This is a genomic window from Caenispirillum salinarum (genome assembly GCF_044803115.1).
In the GTDB taxonomy this organism is placed as follows: Bacteria; Pseudomonadota; Alphaproteobacteria; order Rhodospirillales; family Rhodospirillaceae; genus Caenispirillum; species Caenispirillum salinarum_A.
Genome location: NZ_CP085224.1, coordinates 4,519,539 through 4,541,100, shown reverse-complemented (window position 1 = coordinate 4,541,100; position 21,562 = coordinate 4,519,539). Strand labels below are relative to the sequence as shown.

Here is a 21,562-nt window from a genome sequence, read left to right as displayed (position 1 = left end):
ATGACCGACTGGACCGAAGCCGAGCTCTCGGCATTGCGCCGGGCCTACGCCAGCGGCACGACCCGCGTCAGCTATGACGGCAAGTCGGTGGACTACGGCTCGGCGGAGGATCTGCTCGCCCGCATCCGCACCATCGAACGCGCGATTGCGAGTGTGGGGCGGCCGCTTCCGATCGCCGGACTCGCTGGCTTCTCGCGCGGGGATCGCTGATGACGGTGAACTGGTTCGACCGCGCCATCGCTTCGGTCGCCCCTCGGGCCGCCGCGCGGCGTGTCCTGGCGCGACAGGCCTTCGAGACGCTCGCGCGCAGCTACGAGGGCGCCGCGCGAGGACGCCGCACGGAGGGCTGGCGTGCACCAGGATCCTCGGCTGACACCGAGATCGGCGTGGCCGGGGCGCTATTGCGCGACCGCATGCGCGACCTGGTCCGCAACAACCCGCATGCAGCCAAGGCGGTGGCGGTGCTGGTGAACAACATCATTGGCGCGGGCATCATGCCGCGTGCCGCCAGCGGGGACGAGGCGCTGGACCGCCGCGTCGACGCGCTGTTCGAGCGCTGGACGGCGGAGTGCGACGCCGATGGCCAGCTCGACTTCTACGGGCTTCAGACGCTGATCTGCCGTGAGATGGTCGAGGCCGGCGAAGTGCTGGTGCGCCGTCGCCTGCGCCGCGCTGCGGACGGCCTTGCCGTCCCGCTGCAATTGCAGGTGCTGGAGGCCGACTTCCTCGACGCCACCAAATCCGGCGCGCTCGGTGCGGGCCGCCTCATGCAGGGGATCGAGTTCGATCCGCTCGGCAGGCGCCGGGCCTACTGGCTCCACGCCGAGCATCCCGGCGACGCCTATGGCGCCCTGCAAAACGGCCTGCAGAGCCGGCCGGTCCCGGCTAGCGAGATCGCGCATGTCTATGAGAAGCAGCGCACGCAGGCGCGCGGCGTTCCCTGGGGCGCGCCGGTTATCCGCGCCCTTCGTGATCTCGACGATTACGAGGTGGCCGAGATCGTTCGCAAGAAGACCGAGGCTTGCGTCACCGCCATCGTCTTCGGCGACGACGAGGCGCAGCAGGGCATCGCTCCGGCGGTGGTCGACGCCGATGGCAACCGGGTCGAGCAGTTCGAACCAGGACTGATCGCCTATGCCCGCGGCGGCAAGGACATCCGCTTCAACCAGCCGGCCGCCACCGGCGGCTATGGCGAATATAAGCGCGCAAGCCTGCATACCATCTCCGCGGGGTTCCGGGTGCCCTACGAGCTACTCACCGGCGACCTCAGCCAGGTGAACTACTCCTCCATCCGGGCGGGGCTCGTCGAGTTCCGCCGGATGATCGACGCTGTCCAGTGGCAGCTCTTCATTCCGATGCTCTGCACCCCGGTCTGGCGCTGGTTCACCGAGGCCGCATGGGCCGCGGGACAGATTCCGACGCCGGACGTCCCGGTCGAATGGTCGCCGCCCAAGTTCGAGGCGGTCGATCCGCAGAAGGACGCGATGGCGAACCTTCTGGCGATCCGTTCGGGAACGATGACACTGGCCGAGGTGATCGCTCGGCAGGGCCGCAATCCCGACGCCGTGCTGGCGGAGATCGCCGCGACCAACGCCAAGCTCGACGCCCTCGGGCTCGTGCTCGACAGCGACCCCCGCCGCGTAACCAAGACCGGCAGCGCGCAATCGAGCGATTCGGCAGCCGATCCGGAACCCGACTCGGGGCAGCCGGACACCGCCCAACAGGACTGACTTCATGGACACGATGATCGAACTGCCGGCGCTTCGCCGGTCGGCGGAGCTTGCGCCGAACACCGTCGATGCCGACGCACGCACCGTCGAGGTGATCTGGTCGGCGGGCGCGCGCGTCCGGCGGGCGAGCTTCTTCGGCGAGCCCTATGACGAGGAACTCAGCCTCGACCCCGCCCATGTCCGGCTCGACCGGCTGAACGCGGGCGCGCCGTTCCTGAAGGTGCATGAGATCGACACGCTCGACGCCGTCATCGGCTCGGTGGTGCCCGGCTCGGCGCGGATTGAGAACGGCCGCGGCATCGCGCAGGTCCGCATCAGCGAGCGCGCCGATGTCGAGCCGATCTGGCGCGACATCCAGGCCGGGCACATCCGCGCGGTCTCCATCGGCTACCAGGTCCATCGCTTCGACATCTCCAAGCCCGACGGCGGGCGGGAGCTCTGGCGGGCGGTGGACTGGACCCCCTTCGAGATTTCAGCGGTCCCGGTCGGGGCCGACCCCGCCGCGGGCTTCCGCAGCCAGAGCCCTCTTGAAACCTGCGTCCTTCACCGCCGGGACGCGCCCTCCAACCCGCAAGGAGCATCCCCGATGACGGAAAAGACCCAGACCCCGGCCCCGACTGAAGAGGTCGTGGCCGACCCGACGAGCGAAACGGCAGCGACCGAGGAGACCACCATGACCGACACGCCCCCGAGCGCGGCCGACACGCAGACCCGCGCGCGTCCGAAGACTGCAAGGCCCGATACCCCGGATCCCGAGGCTGCAGCGAACCGCGCCCGCGAAGCCGAACGTGAGCGTGTCTCGACCATCTACGATCTGGCTGGTCGCCTGAACCTCGAGCGCGGCTTCGCCGAGGATCTGGTCAAGCGCGGCACTGGTCTCGACGAAGCGCGTCGCCTGATCCTCGATCAGGTCGCTTTGAGGTCGGACGAGACCCGGACCTTTCCGCATGTCTCCGTCCCGCTCGGCGGCCGGGATGAGCGCATCACCCGCCGCGATGCCGTGGCCAATGCGCTGCTGCACCGGTACAGCCCGACGCTGTTCCCGCTTGAGGACGCTGCGCGTCAGTATCGCGGCATGACGCTGCTGGAACTTGCCCGCGAAAGCCTCGGCAATGCCGGGGTGAATACGCGGGGGCTCTCGCGTGACGAGGTGGCGACGCGCGCGCTGCATTCGACCTCGGACTTCCCCGAAATCCTCGCGGCCGTCACCAACAAGACCCTGCGCCAGGCCTACGATGCCTATCCGCGGACCTTCGCGCTCTTCTGCCGCCAAGTGCTAGCGACCGACTTCAAGGCGATGCACCGGGTGCAGCTCGGCGAGGCGCCGCAGCTGCTGGAGGTTGGCGAGAGCGGCGAGTTCAAGCGCGGAACGCTCGGGGAGAGCAAGGAAAGCTACCGCGTGAAGACCTACGGCCGGGTCGTCGCCATCACCCGGCAGGTGCTGATCAACGACGATCTGGACGCCTTCACCCGGATCCCGGCGATGTACGGCAACTCCATCGCCCAGCTGGAGTCGGACGTGGTCTGGGGCATCATCACCTCGAACCCGGCCATGGCCGATGGCAACGCGCTGTTCCACACCACCCACAAGAACCTCGCGGGCACCGGTGCGGCGCTCGACGTCACCAGCGTCGGCGCGGCTAGGGCGGCGATGGCCAAGCAGACCGGGCTCGACAAGAAGACGGTGCTCAACATCCGACCCGCCTTCCTGATCGTGCCGGCATCTCTGGAACTGAAGGCCGAGCAGCTGGTCGCGCAGAACCTCGTGCCCGCGGCGAGCGGCAACGTGGTGCCCCAGTCGATCCGCACGCTCGCGCCGATCGCCGAGCCGCGTCTCGATGCCGCCAGCGAGACCGCCTGGTATCTGGCCGCCAGCCCCAACCAGATCGACACGATCGAGTACGCCTATCTCGAAGGCCAACAGGGCGCCTACATCGAGACGCGCAATGGCTTCGATGTCGACGGGGTCGAGATCAAGTGCCGCCTCGACTTTGGCGCCAAGGCGATCGACTGGCGCGGCCTCTACAAGAACCCGGGCGCCTGATCCGGCCCCGTCTTTGACACCTGAACCCCGACGAGATGGGCGGTCCTGACGGGCTGCCCTTCGCCTTTCCAAGAGGATCTTCCCCATGAAAAACTACGTCCAGCCCGGCAACACCATCACCCTGACCGCGCCCTACGCCGTCGTTTCCGGCGACGGCCTGCTCGTCGGCTCCATCTTTGGCGTGGCGGCGGGCAGCGCTGCCCTCGGCGAGACCGTCGAGGCGTCGCTCGTCGGCGTCTTCGACCTGAAGAAGGTGGCCTCCCAGGCATGGGCCGCGGGCGACAAGGTCTACTGGGACAACACCAACAAGGAAGCGACGAAGACCGCCACCGCCAACACGCTGATCGGTGTTGCGACCGAAGCCGTCGCCGGTGGCGCCGGTGACGTCATCGGGCGGGTTCGCCTGAATGGCAGCTTCTGATGTCGGCCATCGCCGCTGCGTTCCAGTCGCTGTTTGCCGACCCGAACATGGCGCGGGACGCGACCTACACGCCAAAGGGCGGCAGTGCCGTCTCCGTCCGGGTCGTCCTGCGCCGGCCCGACCGGGTCTTCGAATTCGGCGAGACACGGTTGCATGCCGCTACGACGCTGCTCGACATTCGCGTCGCCGATGCGCCCAGTCTCGCCGAAGGCGACGGGTTCCAGTTCGACGGTGTCTCCTATGTCGTCCAGGGGGAACCGAGCCGGGACGCGGAGCGACTGATCTGGACGGCGGAGCTGCGCGAGGCATGAGGTTCTCGGTCACCACGATCGGCGATCTCGGCAAGTTGATGTCCGACGAGGTCAAGGCCGCCGAGAAGGCCGTTACCATTGGGATTACTCAAGCCACCGACGGGCTGAAGACCGAGCTCCGGACGCAGGTCACCTCGGCGGGGCTGGGTGCTCGGCTGGCGCGCACCTGGCGGGGCGAGGTCTTTCCCAAGGGCGAGGACAGCATCCGGGCGGCGGGTCTCGTCTGGTCCAAGGCGCCAGGCATCATCCGCATCTATGAGGAAGGCGCGACCATTCGCTCGAAAAGCGGCTTCTTCCTCGCGATCCCGACGGCGGCCGCTGGCCGCTACGGGGATGGCGGCCGGAAGATCACGCCGGGTGGATTGGAGCGGCGGACCGGGCAACGGCTGCGCTTCGTCTACCGACGAAGCGGCCCCTCTCTCCTCGTGGCCGACGGGATGCGTGCCCGGACAGGCAAGCGAGGTGGCTTCTCGCGCGCGAGCGCTTCCGCACTCCGGACGGGCCGAGGACTGGTGACCGTTCCGATGTTCATCCTGGTTCCACAGGTCACCCTCGCCAAGCGCCTCGAGGTGGCCGGCGCCGCCGATCGCTGGGTGAGCCGGCTACCCAGCCTGGTCGTGCGCAACTGGATTTCTGATGAGGACAAGAGCCGCTGATGTCTCGACGTGAACAGATCCTCGCCGCACTCGCGGCTGTTCTCGCGGGGCAGTTGGCGGCGCCGGTGCGGCGCAACGAGGTGCTTCCCGAAAAGGTGCCCGCCGCCGGTCTTGTCATCATGCGCGATGGCGAGCCCGGCGAACCCGACATCACCCTCAATCCCCGCACCGAGTTCTACGCGCACCGGGTCGAGCTCGAAGTCTATGTGCCGCGAGATCCCAGCGGCGGCGGCGAATCGGCGCTCGATCAGCTGCTGGGTGCAATCGGGACCGCTCTGCGTGTCGATGAGACGCTTGGCGGCCTCGCCGAGAACCTGACGCCGTCAGCCCCGGAAACGGGTGCGCTCGCTCTCGACGGAGCGCCGCCGATGCTGACCGCCCGGATCATCGTCACGATCGAATACCTGGTGAGTGATCCGCTCACCGCCTGACCCAACCACGACAAGACGGGAGTCATCCATGCCCAAGGCGCGCGCATATGGCGCGGACGCCACCCTCAAGGCGTGCCGGGAGGCAAGCTACGGGGTCGCGCCGCTCACCGGCTATCAGAGCCTCGATTTCAAATCGACCGACCTCTCTTCGGCCCAGCCGCTCGGGGACGACCCGCTGCTCGGACGCGGGCGCAATGCGCAGGATCCTTATCGCGGCCTCATCACCGACGAGGGCCAGCTCGACATCCCGCTCGACCTGCGTGGAACGGGCTTCTGGCTGACGGGCCTGTTCGGAGACCCGGTGACCACGCCCACGAACGCCAGCGGCTCGATCGTCTTCGCCGTCAATCCCACGGCGGGCGACACGATCACCTTGAACGGTACGGTCTGGACGTTTGTCTCCGGTACGGCCGGCGCAGAGGAGACGCAGATCCAGGGAACGGTCACGCAGACCGTCGATCAGCTGGTCAGCGACCTCAACGCATCGGGCGATCCCGAAATCGCCAAATGCACGTATTCCCGGCCGACGAGCACGCAGACCCTCGTCATCGCATTCGATGTCGTCGGGCCGACCGGGAACGCCTTCACGATCTCTGCCTCTGCCGCGGCAGCTTCGGCGGCGACCCTGACCGGCGGCGGCTACGCCCATGTCTGGGAGAGCGGCGCCGACGACATCCCGAGCTACACGATCGAGGTCGGCCATCCGAAGCTCACGACGCCGGTGTTCTTCCGTCACCTCGGCACGGTGATGGAGAGCCTGAACTTCGAGATGGGCCAGGAGGGACCGGCAAATGCCCGTCTCCAGCTCGTGGCCCAAGGCGAGGAACGCTTCTCGGCGACGGTCGATGCCAATCCGACGGCCTACGCGCTCCGGCGCTTCAGCCAGGGGCGCGGCTTCATCCGACGCGGCGGTGCGGCGCTCGCGGGCGTCACGGGCGGCAGTCTGACCTTCTCCAACAATCTCGAACGCGTCCGAGTCATCCGCGAGGACGGCAAGATCGAGGCGGCCGATCCCACGTTCGCCTCAGCGGAAGGATCGATGTCGGTACGCTTCGATGGTGCAACGCTCGTGGTCGAGGCCGCCAATGGCGATCCCGTGGCGCTCGAATACGGGTTCACCTTCCCGGAGGGCTACGCGCTGCGCTTCGAGCTGCCGCGCGTCTTCCTGCCCAAGCCCAAATACGCCGTCTCCGGCCCCGGCGGGGTCGAGGCGAGCTTCGACTGGCGCGCCGCTTACGATGACAGCGAAGGCACGATGCTGCGCGCTCACCTCCTGAACGACGTCACAAGCTACACCTGAGGCCATTCCCATGATCCGCCTGAACCTGTCGCGCGAGCCGATCTGGCTCGACCTCGGACATGACGTGCGCGTGCGCGTCGCTCCCCTGACCACCTCGCTCATGGCCGCCGCCCGCAGTGATCCGGCGGTGGCTGCCTTGCCTGAAGGCGCGTCGAACGAGACCATCGCGGTCACCATGGCCAAGGCCCTGGCACGGCTGGTCGTGCTGGAATGGGAGGGGGTGGGCGACGCTGAAGGCAATCCGGTGCCCGTCACACCGGAAGGCATCGACGCGCTCCTGGACATCCTGCCGATCTTCGAGGCCTTCCAGGTCCGCTACGTGTCCAAGGGCCTTCTGCTGGAAGTGGAAAAAAACGGCTCCGCGCCCTCGCCGAATGGCATTTCAGCGGGGGCGACCAGTATTGCCGATCCTGTCGCGGCACCTGCAGCGAATGCCCCGCCGTCCTGAATCGTCCGCAGACGATCGAAGGCTGGCAGGTCTGGGATCTCGCCAAACGGCTCACGGGGCAACTGCGCGCCGTCCCCGGTGCGGTCCTCGGCCTCGACATGACGGCCGCGCTCGCCTGCGCGCATGCGCTTGGAGTGGACACCCTCGTCTGCGCGGAACTGCTGCCCGAGGTGGAGGGCATGATGGTGCGCGGACTGAACGCGCAAATCAGGACTGATCAAGATGGCTGAGAAACGCGTCTCCGTTCGCCTTGCCGTGGTCGGAGGGCGCGAGGTCCGTGCCGAGCTGCAGGGCATCGGCGACGCAGGGGAGCAAGGCTTCCGTCGGCTATCGCGGGAGATGGACGCCGCGAACAGCCGTGTCGCGGCCTTTTATCGGCGCGTGCAGATCGCGGCTGCCGCCGCAGCGACCGCCTTCGCCGCGGGCGCTGCGGCCATGATCCGCTCCGGCCTTCAGGTCGTCGACGCACAGGCCAAGCTCGCCCAGTCGCTCGGGACCACCGTCGAGAGCATTCAGGTTCTCGAACGCGCCGGCGAACTGGCCGGCGTCTCGATGTCCGGCATCGAGCAGGCGACCAAGGACCTCACCCGCCGCCTCAGCCAGGCGGCCGCCGGGACCGGTCCTGCCGTCGCGGCGCTCGAACGGCTCGGGCTTTCGGCATCGGCCTTGCTGGCCCTGCCGCTGGATGAGCGTGTCGGTCGTATCAATCAGGCGATCGAGGACTTCGTGCCCGCGGCCGAGCGTGCGGCGGTGGCTGGGCAGCTGTTCGGGGAGGAAGGCAGCATCGCCATCTCCCGGATCGACACGACGACGCTTCGGCAGGCGACACAGGACGTTCGCGACTTCGGCGTGGTCGTCTCCGAGCAGGACGCCGATCAGATCGAGCGGACGAACGATGCGATCTCCCGCCTCGGTCTGATCTGGCGCGGGCTGTCGAACCAGCTTGCCGTTGCCGCCGCCCCGGCGCTCGAAGCCGTGGCCGACGCGCTGGCGGCAATCACACGCACGACCGGCCCGCTCGGGCAGGCGATCCGGCGTCTGTTCGACAACATCGGCCGCCTCGCCTCGATCGCCGCAGCCTTCGCCGCCTTCATTGCCGGGCGCTGGGTTGCCGGCATGATTGTTGCCGCCGCCTCTGTGCGCGGCCTCGCCACCGCGCTGGTCTTTTTACGCGGCGCTTTGATCCGAACCGGTATCGGCGCGCTCATCGTGGCGGCGGGTGAGCTGATCTACCAGTTCGGTCGGCTGGTGCAGGCGACCGGCGGCTTCGGCGCTGCGCTCGGCCTGCTGGGTGACGTGGCCGCCGAGGTCTGGGACAGGATCGGACTGCTGGCCGGCGTCCTGAAAGCGCGCATCGACGCCGCCTGGAGCGGCATTCAAGCGAGCATCGCCGACGCACTGCAGGCGTCGCTCGAGGCCGTCGTCACCTTCGGCAATCGCACCATCGGGACGTTTCAGGGCGCTTTCGATGCGATGGTCGTCGTCTGGAGCAACCTGCCTCGGGCCATCGGCGATCTGACGATCCAGGCCGCAAACGCGCTGATCGCCGGGCTGGAGTCGATGCTGAACGGCGCGGTCGACGCCATCAATGCCCTCCTCGAAGGCGTCAATGCGGGTCTGGCTGCGATCGGCATCGAGCGGGCCATCGAGCTGGTGCCGGACGTCGATCTTGGCCGGATCGAGAACGAGTTTGCGGGCGCCGCGAGCCGGGCTGGCAATGCAGCGCGTGACGCCTTCGCCGCCGCGTTCGAGACCGATACCTTCGCGACGCCGGATTTCGGTCTCTCGGCTTTCGCCGAGGATGCGCGCGCTGCCGCCGACAGTGCACGAGAGACGGCGACGGCGCTGGGAGAGCTGGCAGGCGCGCCCCTCGCGTCCATCGCGGCGCTCCGGGAGGCCATGGCGGGCGCGAATACCGAAATCGACAATGCGGCCGGGGCGACGGAGCGCCTCGATGAAGCCTTTGCAGCCATTGGCGGCACCGGGGGCGACGCCGCAGGAGATGGCGAAGGCTCGGCCGGTTCCGCCGCGCGCGCCGCGGAAGCAAGCCGCGCCGCCGGTGAGGCGGCGGCAACGGCGGCCACGCAGGCGGCAACCGGCTGGGCGGCGGTTCGCGAGGAGCTGTCCCGCTATGCCAGCGAGGCGATGGACTGGGGCAAGGGTCTCGGCAGCGCTCTCACCAGCGCCTTTCGCAGCGCCGAGGACGCCATCGCCAACTTCGTGACCGGTGGCAAAATCGACTTCAAGGCGCTCGCTGACAGCATCCTCGCCGACATCACCCGCATCGCGGTTCGTTCCGCGATCCTAGGGCCGCTGGCCAATGCGCTCGGCGGAGGCAGCGGAGGACTGCTCGGCGGCTTGTTCGGCGGCGGAGGCGGGCTGTTCGCCGGCATATTCCATCAAGGCGGCGTCGCCGGGGGGACCGCTCAGCAGCGGCTCGTCCCGGCACTCGCCTTTGCGGGTGCGCCGCGCTTCCACGACGGCGGCCTCGCGGGGCTTCGTGCCGACGAGGTGCCCGCGATCCTGCAGCGCGGTGAGATGGTGCTGTCACGGGCTCAGCTCGCCGCCATCGGCGCCGCACGCGAAACCCGTCCACCGGTCAACGTGGTGATGAACATCTCCACCCCGGACGCGGGCAGCTTTCGCTACGCGCAAGGGCAGATCGCCGCCGACGCCGCCCGCGCCATGGAGCGGGCCCGACGTAATCTCTGAACTGGGCAATCTCTGACGGATCGATAGATGAGCGGCTTTCACGAAGTTCAGTTCCCGCCGGACATTTCCTACGGGGCGTCCGGCGGCCCTGGCTACTCGACCACCGTGGTGACAACGGTTTCGGGACACGAGCGGCGCAACGCCAACTGGGCCGCCGCGCGGGGCAAATGGAACGTGGCGCACGGCCTGAAGAAACGCGATCAGGTGGCCGCCCTCATCGCCTTCTTTCGCGCGCGACGCGGGCGAGCCTACGGCTTCCGCTTCAAGGACTGGACCGACTACCAGGCGCTGGCCCAGCTGATCGGGCAAGGCGACGGCGCGAGCAAGACGTTCCAGCTCGTGAAGACCTACGCAAGCGGCGGCGAGGTCGAAACCCGGGTCATCACCAAGCCCGTTCCCGGAACGGTGAAGATTTACCGCGACGGCGTCGAGGCGGTCTCTGGCTGGAGCGTCAACACGGCGACCGGGCTCGTGACCTTCACCGTCGCCCCCGTATCCGGCGTCCAGGTGACGGCGGACTTCGAGTTCGACGTGCCCGTCCGCTTCGACAGCGATCAGATGGACCTCACGATCGAAACCTATCAGCTCGGCAGTTGGGGCCAGATCCCAGTGCTGGAGATCAGACCATGAAATCGACTTCGGCAGCCCTCGCGGCGCATCTCGCCGGACCGGTGTCGACGCTCGCCACCTGCTGGCGCATCTCGCGCTTGGACGGTAAGGAGTTCTTCTTCACCGACCACGACCGCGATCTGTCGTTCGAAGGCAAGGTCTACAAGGCGAGTTCCGGCTATTCGCGCACGGCCATCGCCAACGATGCGAGCCTGAGCGTCGACAATCTCGACGTCGAGGGCGTCTTCGACAGCGCGTCGATCACCGAGGAGGAGCTGCGCGCGGGGCTCTTCGATCAGGCCGAGGTGCGGATCTTCCTCGTCAACTGGGCGGACCCCGCCATGGGTGCTCTTCGGATGCGCCGCGGCTGGTTCGGCGAGGTCGTGCTGACCGAGCAGGGTATTTTCCGGACCGAACTGCGCGGCATGACCCAAGCGCTGCAGCAACGCATCGGCGAACTCTACAGCCCGGAATGCCGCGCCGATCTCGGAGATCATCGCTGCAAGGTGCCGGTCAATCCGCCAGAAATCGCCCGGTCGACGGCGTACTCCGTCGGTGACGTGGTGCGCGTGCGCACGACCGGCACGCCGGTCAGCTTCGCGCTGCCGATCGTCAACGGCAGCTTCGAGGCGGATGGTGCCGGCGATGGCTCCAGCTTCACGCCCACCGGATGGACGAAGATGTCCGGCGACTGGGACGTGCACGACGCTGGCAACGGCAGCCTGGCGCCTGCGGCCGGGAGCTTCTACCTGGAAGGCGGAAGCTCGGCATCGGGCGAGCTGACCCAATCAATCGACCTCGTTGCTTCGGGGCTGGATCCACTGCAGATCGACGGAGACGCCTACCGGCTGGACGCATCGGTGAGCCGGGCGAATTCGTTCCCGGACGATCTGGGGCGGGTCGTCGTCGAAGCTCTGGACGGCTCGTCGAACCTGCTCTCAACGCTTCTCGACACGGGCTTCGAGGTGATCCTGCCCGAAGACAGCTGGGTTCCGCGGGGCGTTTCGCAGGGCCAGCTGCCGGTGGGGACCAGGTTTCTCCGCTTCCGGCTCCTGCACCATCTCGCGGCCGGCAGCCAGTCGAACGCGGCCTTCGATGCCGTCGGGGCGACGATCACGGACACGACGGCATCGGTACCGACTTCCGCTGATTTCGAGAACCGCGTCTATCGCTGTGTGACCGCCGGCACGACTGCAGCGCAGCAGCCGAGTTTTGACACCATCGTCGGCGGGCAAACCGCCGATGGTGGCGCGGTTTTCGATGCCGAGGAAGCCTGGAGCCGGTGTGGCATCGTGACGGCAGTCACCGACCGGGCCGTCTTCAATGCCACGCTCGATGAACCGCGAGCCGCCGATGGCTGGTTTGCTGGCGGTGTGTTGACCTGGGAGACCGGCGCCAATGCCGGTCGCTCCATCGAGGTCAAGGGCTGGACCCAAGGCAGCGGGCGGATCGAGCTGTTCCTGCCGATGGGCTACGCGATTGAGCCCGGCGACGCCTTCCGCGTTCATCCCGGCTGCGACAAGCGGCTCGACACCTGCATCGACCGGTTCGCCAACGTCCTGAACTTTCGCGGCGAACCCTACGTGCCCGGTCAGGACGCCATGATGAGCTATCCCGATGCGCGCTGACCGTCCACCATCACCGACCGCCACCGCTATCGGGGATCTGGCCGATGCGATCGTCGCCGAGGCCCGGACCTGGCTGGGTGTTCCCTGGCGGCACCAGGGGCGCAGTCGCGCCGGTGTTGATTGCGCGGGGCTCGTGGTCCTTGTCGCGCGGGCGCTCGAACTCGCCGACCACGACAGCACGGCCTATGGGCGCCGCGCGCAGGGACAGGGCTTCGTCGAACACTTTCGCGGGCACATGGACGGCATCGCCGTCACGCAAGCGAAGCCTGGCGACGTCCTCGTCTTCGCTGATCAGGCGTATCCCTGCCATTGCGGTTTTCTGACGGAACGGCTCGGACGGCCGCATCTCCTGCACGCGCACGCCACGCGCAGGCAGGTGATCGAGGAATCCTATGCCGGCGAATGGCCGGCCAAGATCAAGTTCGCATTTCGCTTTCGCTCTCCCGGATCCTGACCTCCCATGGCCATTCTCGTCGCAGTGGGCGGGGCCGCGCTCGGCTCCGCGGTCGGCCTCGGCTGGCAAGCCGGCTGGCTCGTCGGCTCGGTGGTCGGCAGCCTCTTGTTTCCCGCCAAGGGGCAGAACGTCACAACCGAGGGTCCCCGTCTCGGAGACTTGACCGTTTCCTCGTCCGCCTATGGCGCATCGATCGCCATCGGCTACGGCACCTTGCGCATGGCCGGCAACATGATCTGGTCCTCCGGCATCCGCGAGCAGCAGAACGTCACCCGGACCCGCTCAGGAGGTAAGGGCGGCGGCGGAGCCACCCAGACCTCGGTCACGTATTCGTACTTCGCGTCCTTCGCCCTCAGCTTCGGCGAAGGGCCGGCTGAGGACGTGCTTCGGATCTGGGCGGACGGCAAACTCATCTACGACAAGACCGGCGCAAGCCCCGACGTCGCCAAACCGGATCTCAAGTTCCGTTTCCATTCCGGCGCGGAGGATCAGCTGGCCGATCCGCTTATCGAAACGCACGTTGGCGCGGGCCGCGCGCCCGCCCATCGGGGTCTTGCCACCATCGTCTTCGAAGATCTGGCGCTCGCGGACTTCGGCAACCGCATCCCGAACATCACGGCCGAGATCACCTACCAGCGGGCGGCGCAGCAGCCTTACCAGCTGCTCGATTTCATCACGACGGGCGAAGGTGGATATTTCGGCACCTACCAGATCGACGACCTGGCCGTCGATTGGCGACGCGGATACGGCTACTTCCTGGACAGCGACGTCAACGCCGCCGAGGCCGGGATCCGCCGCTTCAGCCTACGGACCATGAAAGAAGACCGGCAGGCGCGGATGACGGACATCACGGGCGTCACGCCGAACAACTTCCCGAGCACGCTGTTCTGCGGCGAGGACGGCCACCTCTATGTCGTGACCGGATCGAGCAACTCACGACCGATCCTGCGCATCGAACCGAACGCGCTCAAGGAAGTCGGCCGATTCGGCTCCACCAGCAGCGGCCTGACCAATTCGACCCTGCGGTTCGTCGCCACGACATGGATGGGGATGGTCTCCGCTTACGGCCCCTCTGGCCGGGTCGACTTCGTTCTCACCGGATCGCTCTTCGACGACGTCGGACTCATTCGCGCCGACACCATGGGTTATGTCTGGGGCGCCGGGCAGAGCGTCACGGAGCCTCGCGTTCGAGGCGTCATTGGTGGTGCGGTCGGCGAAGGCTTCGGGGATGGCTGGATCCTTGGCAGCGGGACGAGTACGAACCATGGAAGCCTCGGCCTCTATCGCCTGCGAGTCTCCGCGCTGGCAGGGTACGATGGCCTCACCGGCCAATCCCTCGGCGTCACCTTCGAGAAGGTTGCCACCTTCTCGCCGTCGGACGTCGAGAGCGGCGCCACCGGCTTCTACGGCAGCGCGGGCGGGCTCACCTACGACACGACCGACGACAGCGTCATCTTTCAGGCGCGCATCTCGAACGGGGGATCGCCCGGCGCGATCTATACGCTGAAATGGCGGAGCGACACCGGCATCGTCTGGAAGACGGTCGTTCCGATCCAGATCAACTACGAGGGGCCCTACTTCGGTCAGAGCCGCCTACGCGGCCAGCGTTGGACGCTGATGCGGGGTACGCGCGTCATCCAGCTGGACACCGCCACGGGCGCTCTGGTGCTGAATGAGATCTGGCCGGGCGCTGTCAGCGAAGGCGGCGCTCAGGTTTACGATGCCGTCACCGACACGCACCTGGTTCGCGGCAGCCAGGGCTGGGCGAAGCTCTTCCTCAATCGCGGCGGCGGTGGTGGAGAGACGCTCTCCGGCATCGTCTCAGACCTTTGCGCCCGTGCCGGCCTTGGTCTGTCCGATATCGACGTCGCCGATCTCGGGGCGACGGTTCCCGGCTATGTCATCGGGCGGCAGACCACCGTGCGGGGCGCCATCGAGCCGCTGGCACAGGCCTATTTCTTCGACGCTGCGGAAAGCGACGATGCGCTGCGGTTCCGGACGCGGGGACGACCGCCCGCCGCGACCATCGATGCGGATCTTCTGCTGCCGCTGGATGAGCGGACCGGCGAGAGCTGGCGTGAGCGGCGCACGCAGGAGGTCGAGCTGCCGGAACGCATCAGCGTCGTCTACATGGATCGCGGCGCCGACTACCAGCAGGGCACGCAGAGCGAAAAACGCACCTCCTTGCCGCTGCCCACCATGCATTCGCGCAACCAGTCCAGTGTGGAGCTGGCGCTTGCGCTGGATGCGACGACGGCCAAGCAGATCGCCGCCAAGACGCTCTACAGTGCCTGGATCGAACGCAGCGCGTACGAAGCAGAACTGCCGGCCGACTGGCTGCGCCTCGATCCCACCGATGTCGTGGACGTGGTCTTTGCCTCGGGCTCGACCTTCCGGACCCGCATCACCCGTCTCGATGTCGGGGCCGATTTCTCGCTCGCCGTGAAAGGGATTTCGGAGGCTGCCGCCACCTACGTCTCCAACGTGGCTGCCGATGGCGGCTCCGGTAAACCGGTCCAAATCGTCGGCAGTCAGGCCGCGACGCGGCTGATCCTGCCGGACTTGTCCCTGCTGCGCGACACCGATGACACCGGCGGGTCGGGTTCGCGGATCTACTACCTCATGGGTGGCTTCGGAGGCCCGGGATGGCCCGGCGCTTCTCTCTACCGCAGCGCCGACGGCACGGCGTGGGCACAGGTCGGACGATCCCTGAGCGAGGCGGCCTGGGGCGCCACGGCAAATGCCCTCGGCACGCCGACATCCCCGTTCGCGACCGATGAGACGAACAGCCTCACGGTGTTCATGACCACCGGCGGCGAGCAGCTGGAGAGCGTCACACAGGACTCGATGCTCAGCGGCGCCAATGCGGCCCTCGTGCTCAAAGCCAACGGCGAGCCCGAGATCATCCAGTTCCGCGACGTGACGCTGAACCCGGACGGCTCCTACACCCTGTCCGGGCTTTTGCGGGGCCGACGTGGCACCGATGTCTTCGTGGACGGGCACGAGGCCGGCGAGTTGTTTGTCCTCCTCGACCCCGACGATGTCGAGACCATGGTCACCTCGCTCGGCGATCTCGATCTCCCCCGGTCCTGGCGGGCGGTCGGCTTCGGCACGATCTTCGAGGATGCGGAAACGTTGGTCGCTAGCCATACCGGCCGGGACCTCAAGCCCTACGCGCCCTGGAACGTGCAGGCGGCTCTGACCGGCAATCCGGCCAACATCAGTCTCTCCTGGGTCCGACGGACCCGGATAGGTGGCGAGTTGAAGGACGGCACCGGCCTCGTCCCGCTCGGCGAGACCTCCGAGGCCTACGAGATCGACATCCTCTCTACCCCGGGCGGCACGGTGAAGCGGACGCTCTCCGCGACGAACCCGAACGTCGTCTACGCCAATGCCGACATCCTCGCCGACTTCGGTGTCGTCCCGTCGTCCCTGACCGTCACCGTCTTCCAAATCAGCGCCGTCGCGGGCCGCGGCTTCCCGCGCACCGTCACATTGGAGTTCAACTGATGCCCAGCCCCAATCTGGCCGTGACCCATGTCGCGGCCGCCCAGAACCAGAAAGAGGTAACGATCAACGACGCGGTCGATGCCCTCGACAACGCCATGAATCAGGCGCTGTCGGTGGCGATGGCCGACGCCAACCTGACGCTGACGGGCACCCAAGCCAACCGTAACGGCCTGATCATCCTCACCGGCACGCTGACGGCGTCCCGGACCCTGACACTGCCCGCCAATCACCGGCGGCTTGCAATCCGAAATGCCACCAGCGGCGGCCAGGACGTCCGCGCCAAATATGCGGGCTCCGGCGCAGAGGTCGTCATCGCCCCTAGCGCGACGGTGCTGGTTCAGGGCAATGGCGGCGACCTCTACGGGGTCGGCGGCGGCGCTGGCGCGCTGGGGGATCTCACCGACGTCTCCATCGCCGGCGCCGCCAACGGCGACGTGCTCCAGTTCGATGGAGCCGCGTGGGGCGCCACAGGCGTCGGCATCTTCAACCGCGCTCTGCTGCCCTTCCGGGGCGCGCTGCTCCGACGCTCGACCAATTTCAGCATCGCGACGACCGGCGTCTACGTCGCCGTGCCCTGGCAAAGCGCCGAGTACGACAGCGACGCATTCTGGGATGCCGGCCAGCCCTCCCGCCTGACCATTCCAGCCGGGGTGACGAAGGTACGGATTATCGGCAACATCGAGTGGCAGACCTCGCCGACCAGTCAGCTGGTCGAGGTACGCAAGAACGGCAACAGCGTGCTGGGCGGTGGGTCCTTCATCGTGCGCGGCGACAGCGGCTACTCCAACCAGATGCGCAACCTGTCGAGCGCGGTTCTTCCGGTATCGGCGGGCGATTGGTTCGAGCTGGCGGTCTATGTCGGCACGGCCGGGGAGCTGCGCGGCCTTGAGCGCACGTGGCTGGCCATCGAGGTCGTCGAGACTGCGGATGCGGCCGATCCCCCGGCCGACATCAGCGGCTACAAGGCCGGGCAACCGGCAGCGGACGAGGTGATCGTGCGGATTCCGATAGCCCGACGCACCCGGCTGAAGATCGATCTTGCCGGCAGCCATGCCAGCGCCGAGGCCGCGGCAACCGCGAGTGCGGATTTCGACATCCGGGTCGATGGCGTGAGCAGCGCCACCATGCGCTTTGCCGCCGCCGCCACGAGCGCCACCTTCATCGCTGCCAGCGAAGCCGTGCTGGAGCCCGGCCAGGTGCTCAGCGTGGTCGCGCCATCAACGCCCGACGCCACCCTCGCCGGGATTGGGTTCACGCTGGCCGGCTCGCTGGTCCTCTGATCACTCCCGGATTGCGTCATGGACAAGGAACCAGACAGCGGTGCGCTGATCGCGCTGCCGGCCACCGAGTTTGAAGCCCTGCTGGAGCGCGCGGCCGAGACGGGTGCGCGGCGCGCCCTGCATGAGGTCGGCCTCGATGGCCAGGATGCCGCCGAGGACATCCGCGATCTTCGCTCGCTGCTCGCGGGCTTCCGCCTCGCGAAACAGACGGCCGTCCAGACCGCCGTGCGGCTGATCACCACTGGCGTCCTGCTCGCCCTGATGGCGGGCATTGCTATCAAGCTGAAGTTCTTCGGACCGACGCCTTAACCCATCCGCCCGACCCATCAGACCACCGCCCGCCCTCGTCGAGGAGCGGGCTTTTTTGTGCCTGGAGACCTGCGATGACGACCATGACTTACAAACATTGGCGCGACGTGCCCGAGCGCTCATGGCGCTGGAAGAATTTCTCCCCCGCCGAGATCGCCTGCCGGGGCAGCGGCTCCCTGCGGATAAACGAGGAAGCGCTCGACAAGCTCCAGGCGCTGCGCGACCGACTTGGTAAGCCGCTTATCGTCCGTTCGGCCTACCGCAGTCCGGCGCACAACCGGGCCGTCGGCGGCGCGCCACGCTCGAAGCACATGGACGGCACGGCCTTTGACATCGCCATGGCGAACCACGATCCGGTGGCTTTCGAGGCCGCCGCCCGAGCCGTCGGCTTCCTCGGCTTCGGCTACTATCCGCGCTCGGGCTTCATGCACATCGATCTCGGCCCGGCTCGGCAATGGGGCGAGCGTTTCCCGGTGCGGGCGACGGCGTTCGCCGCGGAAACGGCGCCCGTGCGGGAGGTCCTGGCAGACAGCCGCACGATGAAGGGCAGCGGCGCAGCTGGCGTGGCCACGCTGGGCGCAGCGGGTGTCGAGGTGGCGCAGAGCGTTCTGACGGAGACCCAGACCGCGATCCTGCCGCTCGTGCCCTATCTCGACACCCTGCGCTGGGTGTTCATCGCCGTGGCGCTCGCAGGCGTTGCCGTGACGATCTACGCCCGTATCGACGACTGGAAGCGGGTGCGTCGATGATCGCCGCTATGTTCACCGGGATCGCCTCCGCCCCATGGGTAACCGTCTTCTGACGGCTGCCTTGGCGTCGGCGTCCCGATAGTGCTGACTTCGTCGATCTTGGAGTGGATCGGCGGATGGAGCGAGTTGCTTATGGCCTACGATGGTAGTCAGCCTCCGGCGCGGCGGCGGTCATGGCCGCGGGCGGACAAGGAGCGGATGGTCAGAGAGGTTGCGGAGAGCGGCCTGCCGGTGGCCGAGGTGGCGCGGCGGAACGGCGTTCATCCCAGCGTCCTCGGACGCTGGTGCCGGAAGGCAGCTCCAGCCGCACCCGGCTTTCTGCCCGTCCAGGTCGCGGCGCCGAAGGATGAAGAGGCGGCTCCCGCGCCCGAGGAACCGTCTCCGGTCGAGATCGTGCTCACCAACGGGCGCCGCCTGATCGTGCCGGCCACCATCGCGCCACCCCGGTTGCGGACGCTGGTCGCGGCCCTGGAGGGGGCATGATCGCCGTTCCGCCGGGCGTGCGTGTCTACCTGGCGCTCGGCCGGACCGACATGCGAAAGGGCATGCCCGGCCTCGCCATGCTGGTGCAGGAGGTCCTGAAGAAGGACCCGTTCTCGGGGCACCTGTTCGTCTTCCGCGGGCGGCGTGGCGACCTGGTCAAGATCCTCGCCTGGGACGGCCAGGGGTTCTGCCTGTTCACCAAGCGGCTGGAGAAGGGACGCTTCGTCTGGCCGTCGGCGGAGGGCGGCGTGGCGGCGCTGACGCCGGCCCAGTTGAGCATGCTGATCGAGGGCATCGACTGGCGCATGCCGACGCGGACATGGCGGCCGGAGACAGCCGGCTGACGAGCCCCGGAAGGCGCCGAAATCCTTGGTTTTTAGGGCTTCTGCGGCTAGAATCCGGCCATGCCTTCCGCACCGTCTTCCCAGCTTCCCGACGACGTCGAGGCCCTGCGGGCGATCATCGCCGCGCAGGCCGAGGAACTGGCCGCGGCCAGGGCCGGCCTGACCGCCAAGGCGCTGGAAGTCGAGAAGCTGAAGGTGCAACTCGCCCGCCTGCGGCGGATGACGTTCGGGCGATCGTCGGAGAAGCTGTCCCGCGAGATCGAACAGCTCGAACTGGCCCTGGAGGACCTGGAGGCCGAAGCGGCCGAAGCGGCCGAAGCAGAGGATGAAGCGCCGCCGGAGCCGACCGAGGCCGACGCCCCGGACCAGCCTGCCGCGCGCCGTCGCCGCGCCCTACCGGAGCATCTGCCGCGCGACGAGGTCCGTCATGATCCCGCCGACGACTGCCCGGCCTGCGGCGGCGCCATGCACACGGTGGGCGAGGACGTGACCGAGATCCTCGACTACGTGCCCGGCCGTTTCCGGGTGATCCGCCATGTCCGTCCGGCGCTGTCGTGCCGGACGTGCGAGAGCATGGTGCAGACGCCGATGCCGTCCCTGCCGGTGGCGCGCGGCCTGCCGTCGCCGGCCCTGCTGTCGCATGTCCTGGTGTCGAAATACTGCGACCACCTGCCGCTGTACCGCCAGAGCCAGATCTACGCCCGCGAGGGCGTGACGCTGCCCCGGGCGCTGCTGGCGGGCTGGGTCGGCAGGACGGCCGCCCTGGTGGCGCCGCTGGTCGAGGCGATTGGCCGCCACGTGCGCGCCGGCGACGCCTTGCACGCCGACGACACGCCGGTGCCGGTGCTCAGCCCGGGCGCCGGCAAGACCCGGCAGGCGCGACAATGGGTCTATCTGCGCGACGAACGTCCCCATGCCGGCCCGGCGCCGCCGGCCGTGCTTTACCGCTACACGCCCGACCGCAAGGGCATCCATCCGCAGACCGAGTTGCAGGGCTTTCGCGGCCTTCTGCACGCCGACGGCTATGCCGGTTTCAACAAGCTGTACGAGCCGGGAGAGGACGGCGTCGCGTCCGTGCAGGAGGTGGCATGCTGGGCCCATGTGCGGCGCAAGATCCACGACGTTCATGCGGCGACCGGATCACCCATCGCCGCCCGGGCCCTGGAGCTGATCGGCGCGCTGTTCGACGTGGAGCGCCGGATCTCCGGGCGTCCAGCCGACGAGCGCCTGCGCGTGCGCCAGGCGGAGAGCCTGCCCCGGCTGGAGGCGGTGAAGACCTTCTTCGACACCAGCCTCCGCAAGCTGCCGGGCAAAAGCGAGCTGGCGGCCGCAATGCGCTACGCCCTGACGCGCTGGCCAGCGCTGACCCGCTATGCAGGCGACGGCCGCTGCGAGATCAGCAACAATGCCGCTGAGCGGGCCATCCGCCCGCTGGCCCTGGGCCGGAAAAACTACCTCTTCGCCGGCTCCGACGCCGGCGGCCGCCGGGCGGCGGCCATCTACACGCTGGTCGAGACCGCGCGGCTGAACGGCCTCGACCCGCAGGCCTACCTCACCACGGTGCTGGCTCGCATCGCCGACCATCCGATCAACCGGATCGACGACCTGCTGCCGTGGAACATCGGGCAGCCGCAGGACGACCAGAAGGCTGCCTGACCGTCAACAGGCGGCCGCCGCAGCCGCTGGAAGACGCTTACCCCCATGGATGCGGGCGGCCCTGCGCTACGGCGCCATCGCACTCGCGGTGTTCCTGTTCCTGCTCTCACTCCGGCGCTCCGGCGAGCGTGCGGGACGGCTGGCGGAACGCCTCGAAACCTCGGAGAAGACCAATGACGTCCAACGCCAGATGCTCGACGCGGCGGCTCGCCGCCCTCGCGATCGCAACGATCTCGCTGACCGGCTGCGCAACGGTCGCTTCTAAGCCCCGCGTCACGACCGCCTGCCCACCGGTGGTCGAGTATAGCCGCGAGTTCCAGGCGCGCGCAGCCGATGAGCTCGATCTGCTGCCGGAGGGGTCGGCTATCGCCGAAATGCTCGCCGACTACAGCGTCATGAGGGATCAGGCACGCGCTTGCGACGGCCCTCGCCGCGAAAGCCATTTCTGAGTTGCTATTCGGTGCCCACAGAGCCTGTATCGCTGCAG

The 21,562-nt window shown here is 68.0% G+C and carries 21 protein-coding genes; all 21 read left to right on the top strand.

Features of this window, described 5'->3' with window-relative positions; translation table 11 throughout:
* The 21 genes from LG334_RS21015 to LG334_RS20915 all read left to right on the top strand — a co-directional run bounded on the left by LG334_RS21015 (position 1) and on the right by LG334_RS20915 (position 21,524).
* Complete coding sequence (locus LG334_RS21015) at positions 1 to 210, top strand: phage head-tail joining protein (protein WP_055460718.1); 210 nt, start codon at positions 1 to 3, stop codon at positions 208 to 210.
* Positions 210 to 1,730 (top strand): phage portal protein, encoded by a 1,521-nt coding sequence (locus LG334_RS21010; protein WP_404381190.1) that lies wholly within the window; start codon positions 210 to 212, stop codon positions 1,728 to 1,730. Before LG334_RS21015 ends, LG334_RS21010 begins: the two co-directional genes overlap by 1 nt.
* Positions 1,731 to 1,734: 4 nt before the next feature.
* The gene (locus LG334_RS21005; protein ID WP_404381188.1) at positions 1,735 to 3,774 is read left to right on the top strand and encodes a prohead protease/major capsid protein fusion protein; all 2,040 of its coding nucleotides are present in this window, start codon (positions 1,735 to 1,737) and stop codon (positions 3,772 to 3,774) included.
* Between the two features lie 85 nt (positions 3,775 to 3,859).
* Positions 3,860 to 4,195, top strand: coding sequence for a DUF2190 family protein (locus LG334_RS21000; RefSeq protein ID WP_045449931.1), 336 nt, complete (start codon positions 3,860 to 3,862; stop codon positions 4,193 to 4,195).
* On the top strand, positions 4,195 to 4,506 hold the full coding sequence (locus LG334_RS20995; protein ID WP_181266371.1) for a hypothetical protein: 312 nt from the start codon (positions 4,195 to 4,197) through the stop codon (positions 4,504 to 4,506). The genes LG334_RS21000 and LG334_RS20995 overlap by 1 nt, the downstream gene beginning before the upstream one ends.
* Positions 4,503 to 5,162, top strand: a complete 660-nt coding sequence (locus LG334_RS20990; RefSeq protein ID WP_404381185.1) for a DUF6441 family protein — start codon at positions 4,503 to 4,505, stop codon at positions 5,160 to 5,162. Before LG334_RS20995 ends, LG334_RS20990 begins: the two co-directional genes overlap by 4 nt.
* Positions 5,162 to 5,593 (top strand): acyl-CoA transferase, encoded by a 432-nt coding sequence (locus LG334_RS20985; protein WP_404381184.1) that lies wholly within the window; start codon positions 5,162 to 5,164, stop codon positions 5,591 to 5,593. The genes LG334_RS20990 and LG334_RS20985 overlap by 1 nt, the downstream gene beginning before the upstream one ends.
* Positions 5,594 to 5,621: 28 nt before the next feature.
* A complete protein-coding gene (locus LG334_RS20980) occupies positions 5,622 to 6,893 on the top strand; it encodes a phage tail tube protein (protein ID WP_404381182.1) in 1,272 nt (423 codons plus the stop codon).
* A gap of 10 nt (positions 6,894 to 6,903) precedes the next feature.
* A complete protein-coding gene (locus LG334_RS20975; protein ID WP_404381180.1) occupies positions 6,904 to 7,341 on the top strand; it encodes a hypothetical protein in 438 nt (145 codons plus the stop codon).
* A gap of 222 nt (positions 7,342 to 7,563) precedes the next feature.
* Positions 7,564 to 10,053: a phage tail tape measure C-terminal domain-containing protein gene (locus LG334_RS20970; RefSeq protein ID WP_404381178.1), complete on the top strand. Its 2,490-nt coding sequence runs from the start codon at positions 7,564 to 7,566 to the stop codon at positions 10,051 to 10,053.
* Positions 10,054 to 10,080: 27 nt separating this feature from the next.
* A complete protein-coding gene (locus LG334_RS20965) occupies positions 10,081 to 10,683 on the top strand; it encodes a DUF2460 domain-containing protein (RefSeq protein ID WP_404381176.1) in 603 nt (200 codons plus the stop codon).
* Positions 10,680 to 12,290 (top strand): DUF2163 domain-containing protein, encoded by a 1,611-nt coding sequence (locus tag LG334_RS20960; RefSeq protein WP_404381174.1) that lies wholly within the window; start codon positions 10,680 to 10,682, stop codon positions 12,288 to 12,290. Before LG334_RS20965 ends, LG334_RS20960 begins: the two co-directional genes overlap by 4 nt.
* The gene (locus tag LG334_RS20955) at positions 12,280 to 12,744 is read left to right on the top strand and encodes a C40 family peptidase (protein WP_404381172.1); all 465 of its coding nucleotides are present in this window, start codon (positions 12,280 to 12,282) and stop codon (positions 12,742 to 12,744) included. Before LG334_RS20960 ends, LG334_RS20955 begins: the two co-directional genes overlap by 11 nt.
* 6 nt (positions 12,745 to 12,750) lie before the next feature.
* A complete protein-coding gene (locus tag LG334_RS20950; RefSeq protein ID WP_404381170.1) occupies positions 12,751 to 16,254 on the top strand; it encodes a phage tail protein in 3,504 nt (1,167 codons plus the stop codon).
* Positions 16,254 to 17,534 carry a hypothetical protein gene (locus tag LG334_RS20945; protein WP_404381168.1) on the top strand — a complete coding sequence of 427 codons (1,281 nt, stop codon included), beginning with the start codon at positions 16,254 to 16,256 and terminating at the stop codon, positions 17,532 to 17,534. The genes LG334_RS20950 and LG334_RS20945 overlap by 1 nt, the downstream gene beginning before the upstream one ends.
* A gap of 18 nt (positions 17,535 to 17,552) precedes the next feature.
* Positions 17,553 to 17,843, top strand: a complete 291-nt coding sequence (locus LG334_RS20940; RefSeq protein WP_404381166.1) for a DUF6127 family protein — start codon at positions 17,553 to 17,555, stop codon at positions 17,841 to 17,843.
* A 74-nt stretch (positions 17,844 to 17,917) separates the two neighbouring features.
* Positions 17,918 to 18,592 (top strand): YcbK family protein, encoded by a 675-nt coding sequence (locus LG334_RS20935; protein WP_404381164.1) that lies wholly within the window; start codon positions 17,918 to 17,920, stop codon positions 18,590 to 18,592.
* A gap of 198 nt (positions 18,593 to 18,790) precedes the next feature.
* On the top strand, positions 18,791 to 19,075 hold the full coding sequence (tnpA, locus tag LG334_RS20930) for an IS66 family insertion sequence element accessory protein TnpA (protein WP_404381162.1): 285 nt from the start codon (positions 18,791 to 18,793) through the stop codon (positions 19,073 to 19,075).
* On the top strand, positions 19,072 to 19,419 hold the full coding sequence (gene tnpB / locus LG334_RS20925) for an IS66 family insertion sequence element accessory protein TnpB (protein ID WP_404379667.1): 348 nt from the start codon (positions 19,072 to 19,074) through the stop codon (positions 19,417 to 19,419). The genes tnpA and tnpB overlap by 4 nt, the downstream gene beginning before the upstream one ends.
* 60 nt (positions 19,420 to 19,479) lie before the next feature.
* The gene (gene tnpC, locus LG334_RS20920) at positions 19,480 to 21,075 is read left to right on the top strand and encodes an IS66 family transposase (RefSeq protein ID WP_404381160.1); all 1,596 of its coding nucleotides are present in this window, start codon (positions 19,480 to 19,482) and stop codon (positions 21,073 to 21,075) included.
* Between the two features lie 173 nt (positions 21,076 to 21,248).
* Positions 21,249 to 21,524 (top strand): hypothetical protein, encoded by a 276-nt coding sequence (locus tag LG334_RS20915; protein ID WP_404381158.1) that lies wholly within the window; start codon positions 21,249 to 21,251, stop codon positions 21,522 to 21,524.
* Positions 21,525 to 21,562: the final 38 nt, after the last annotated feature.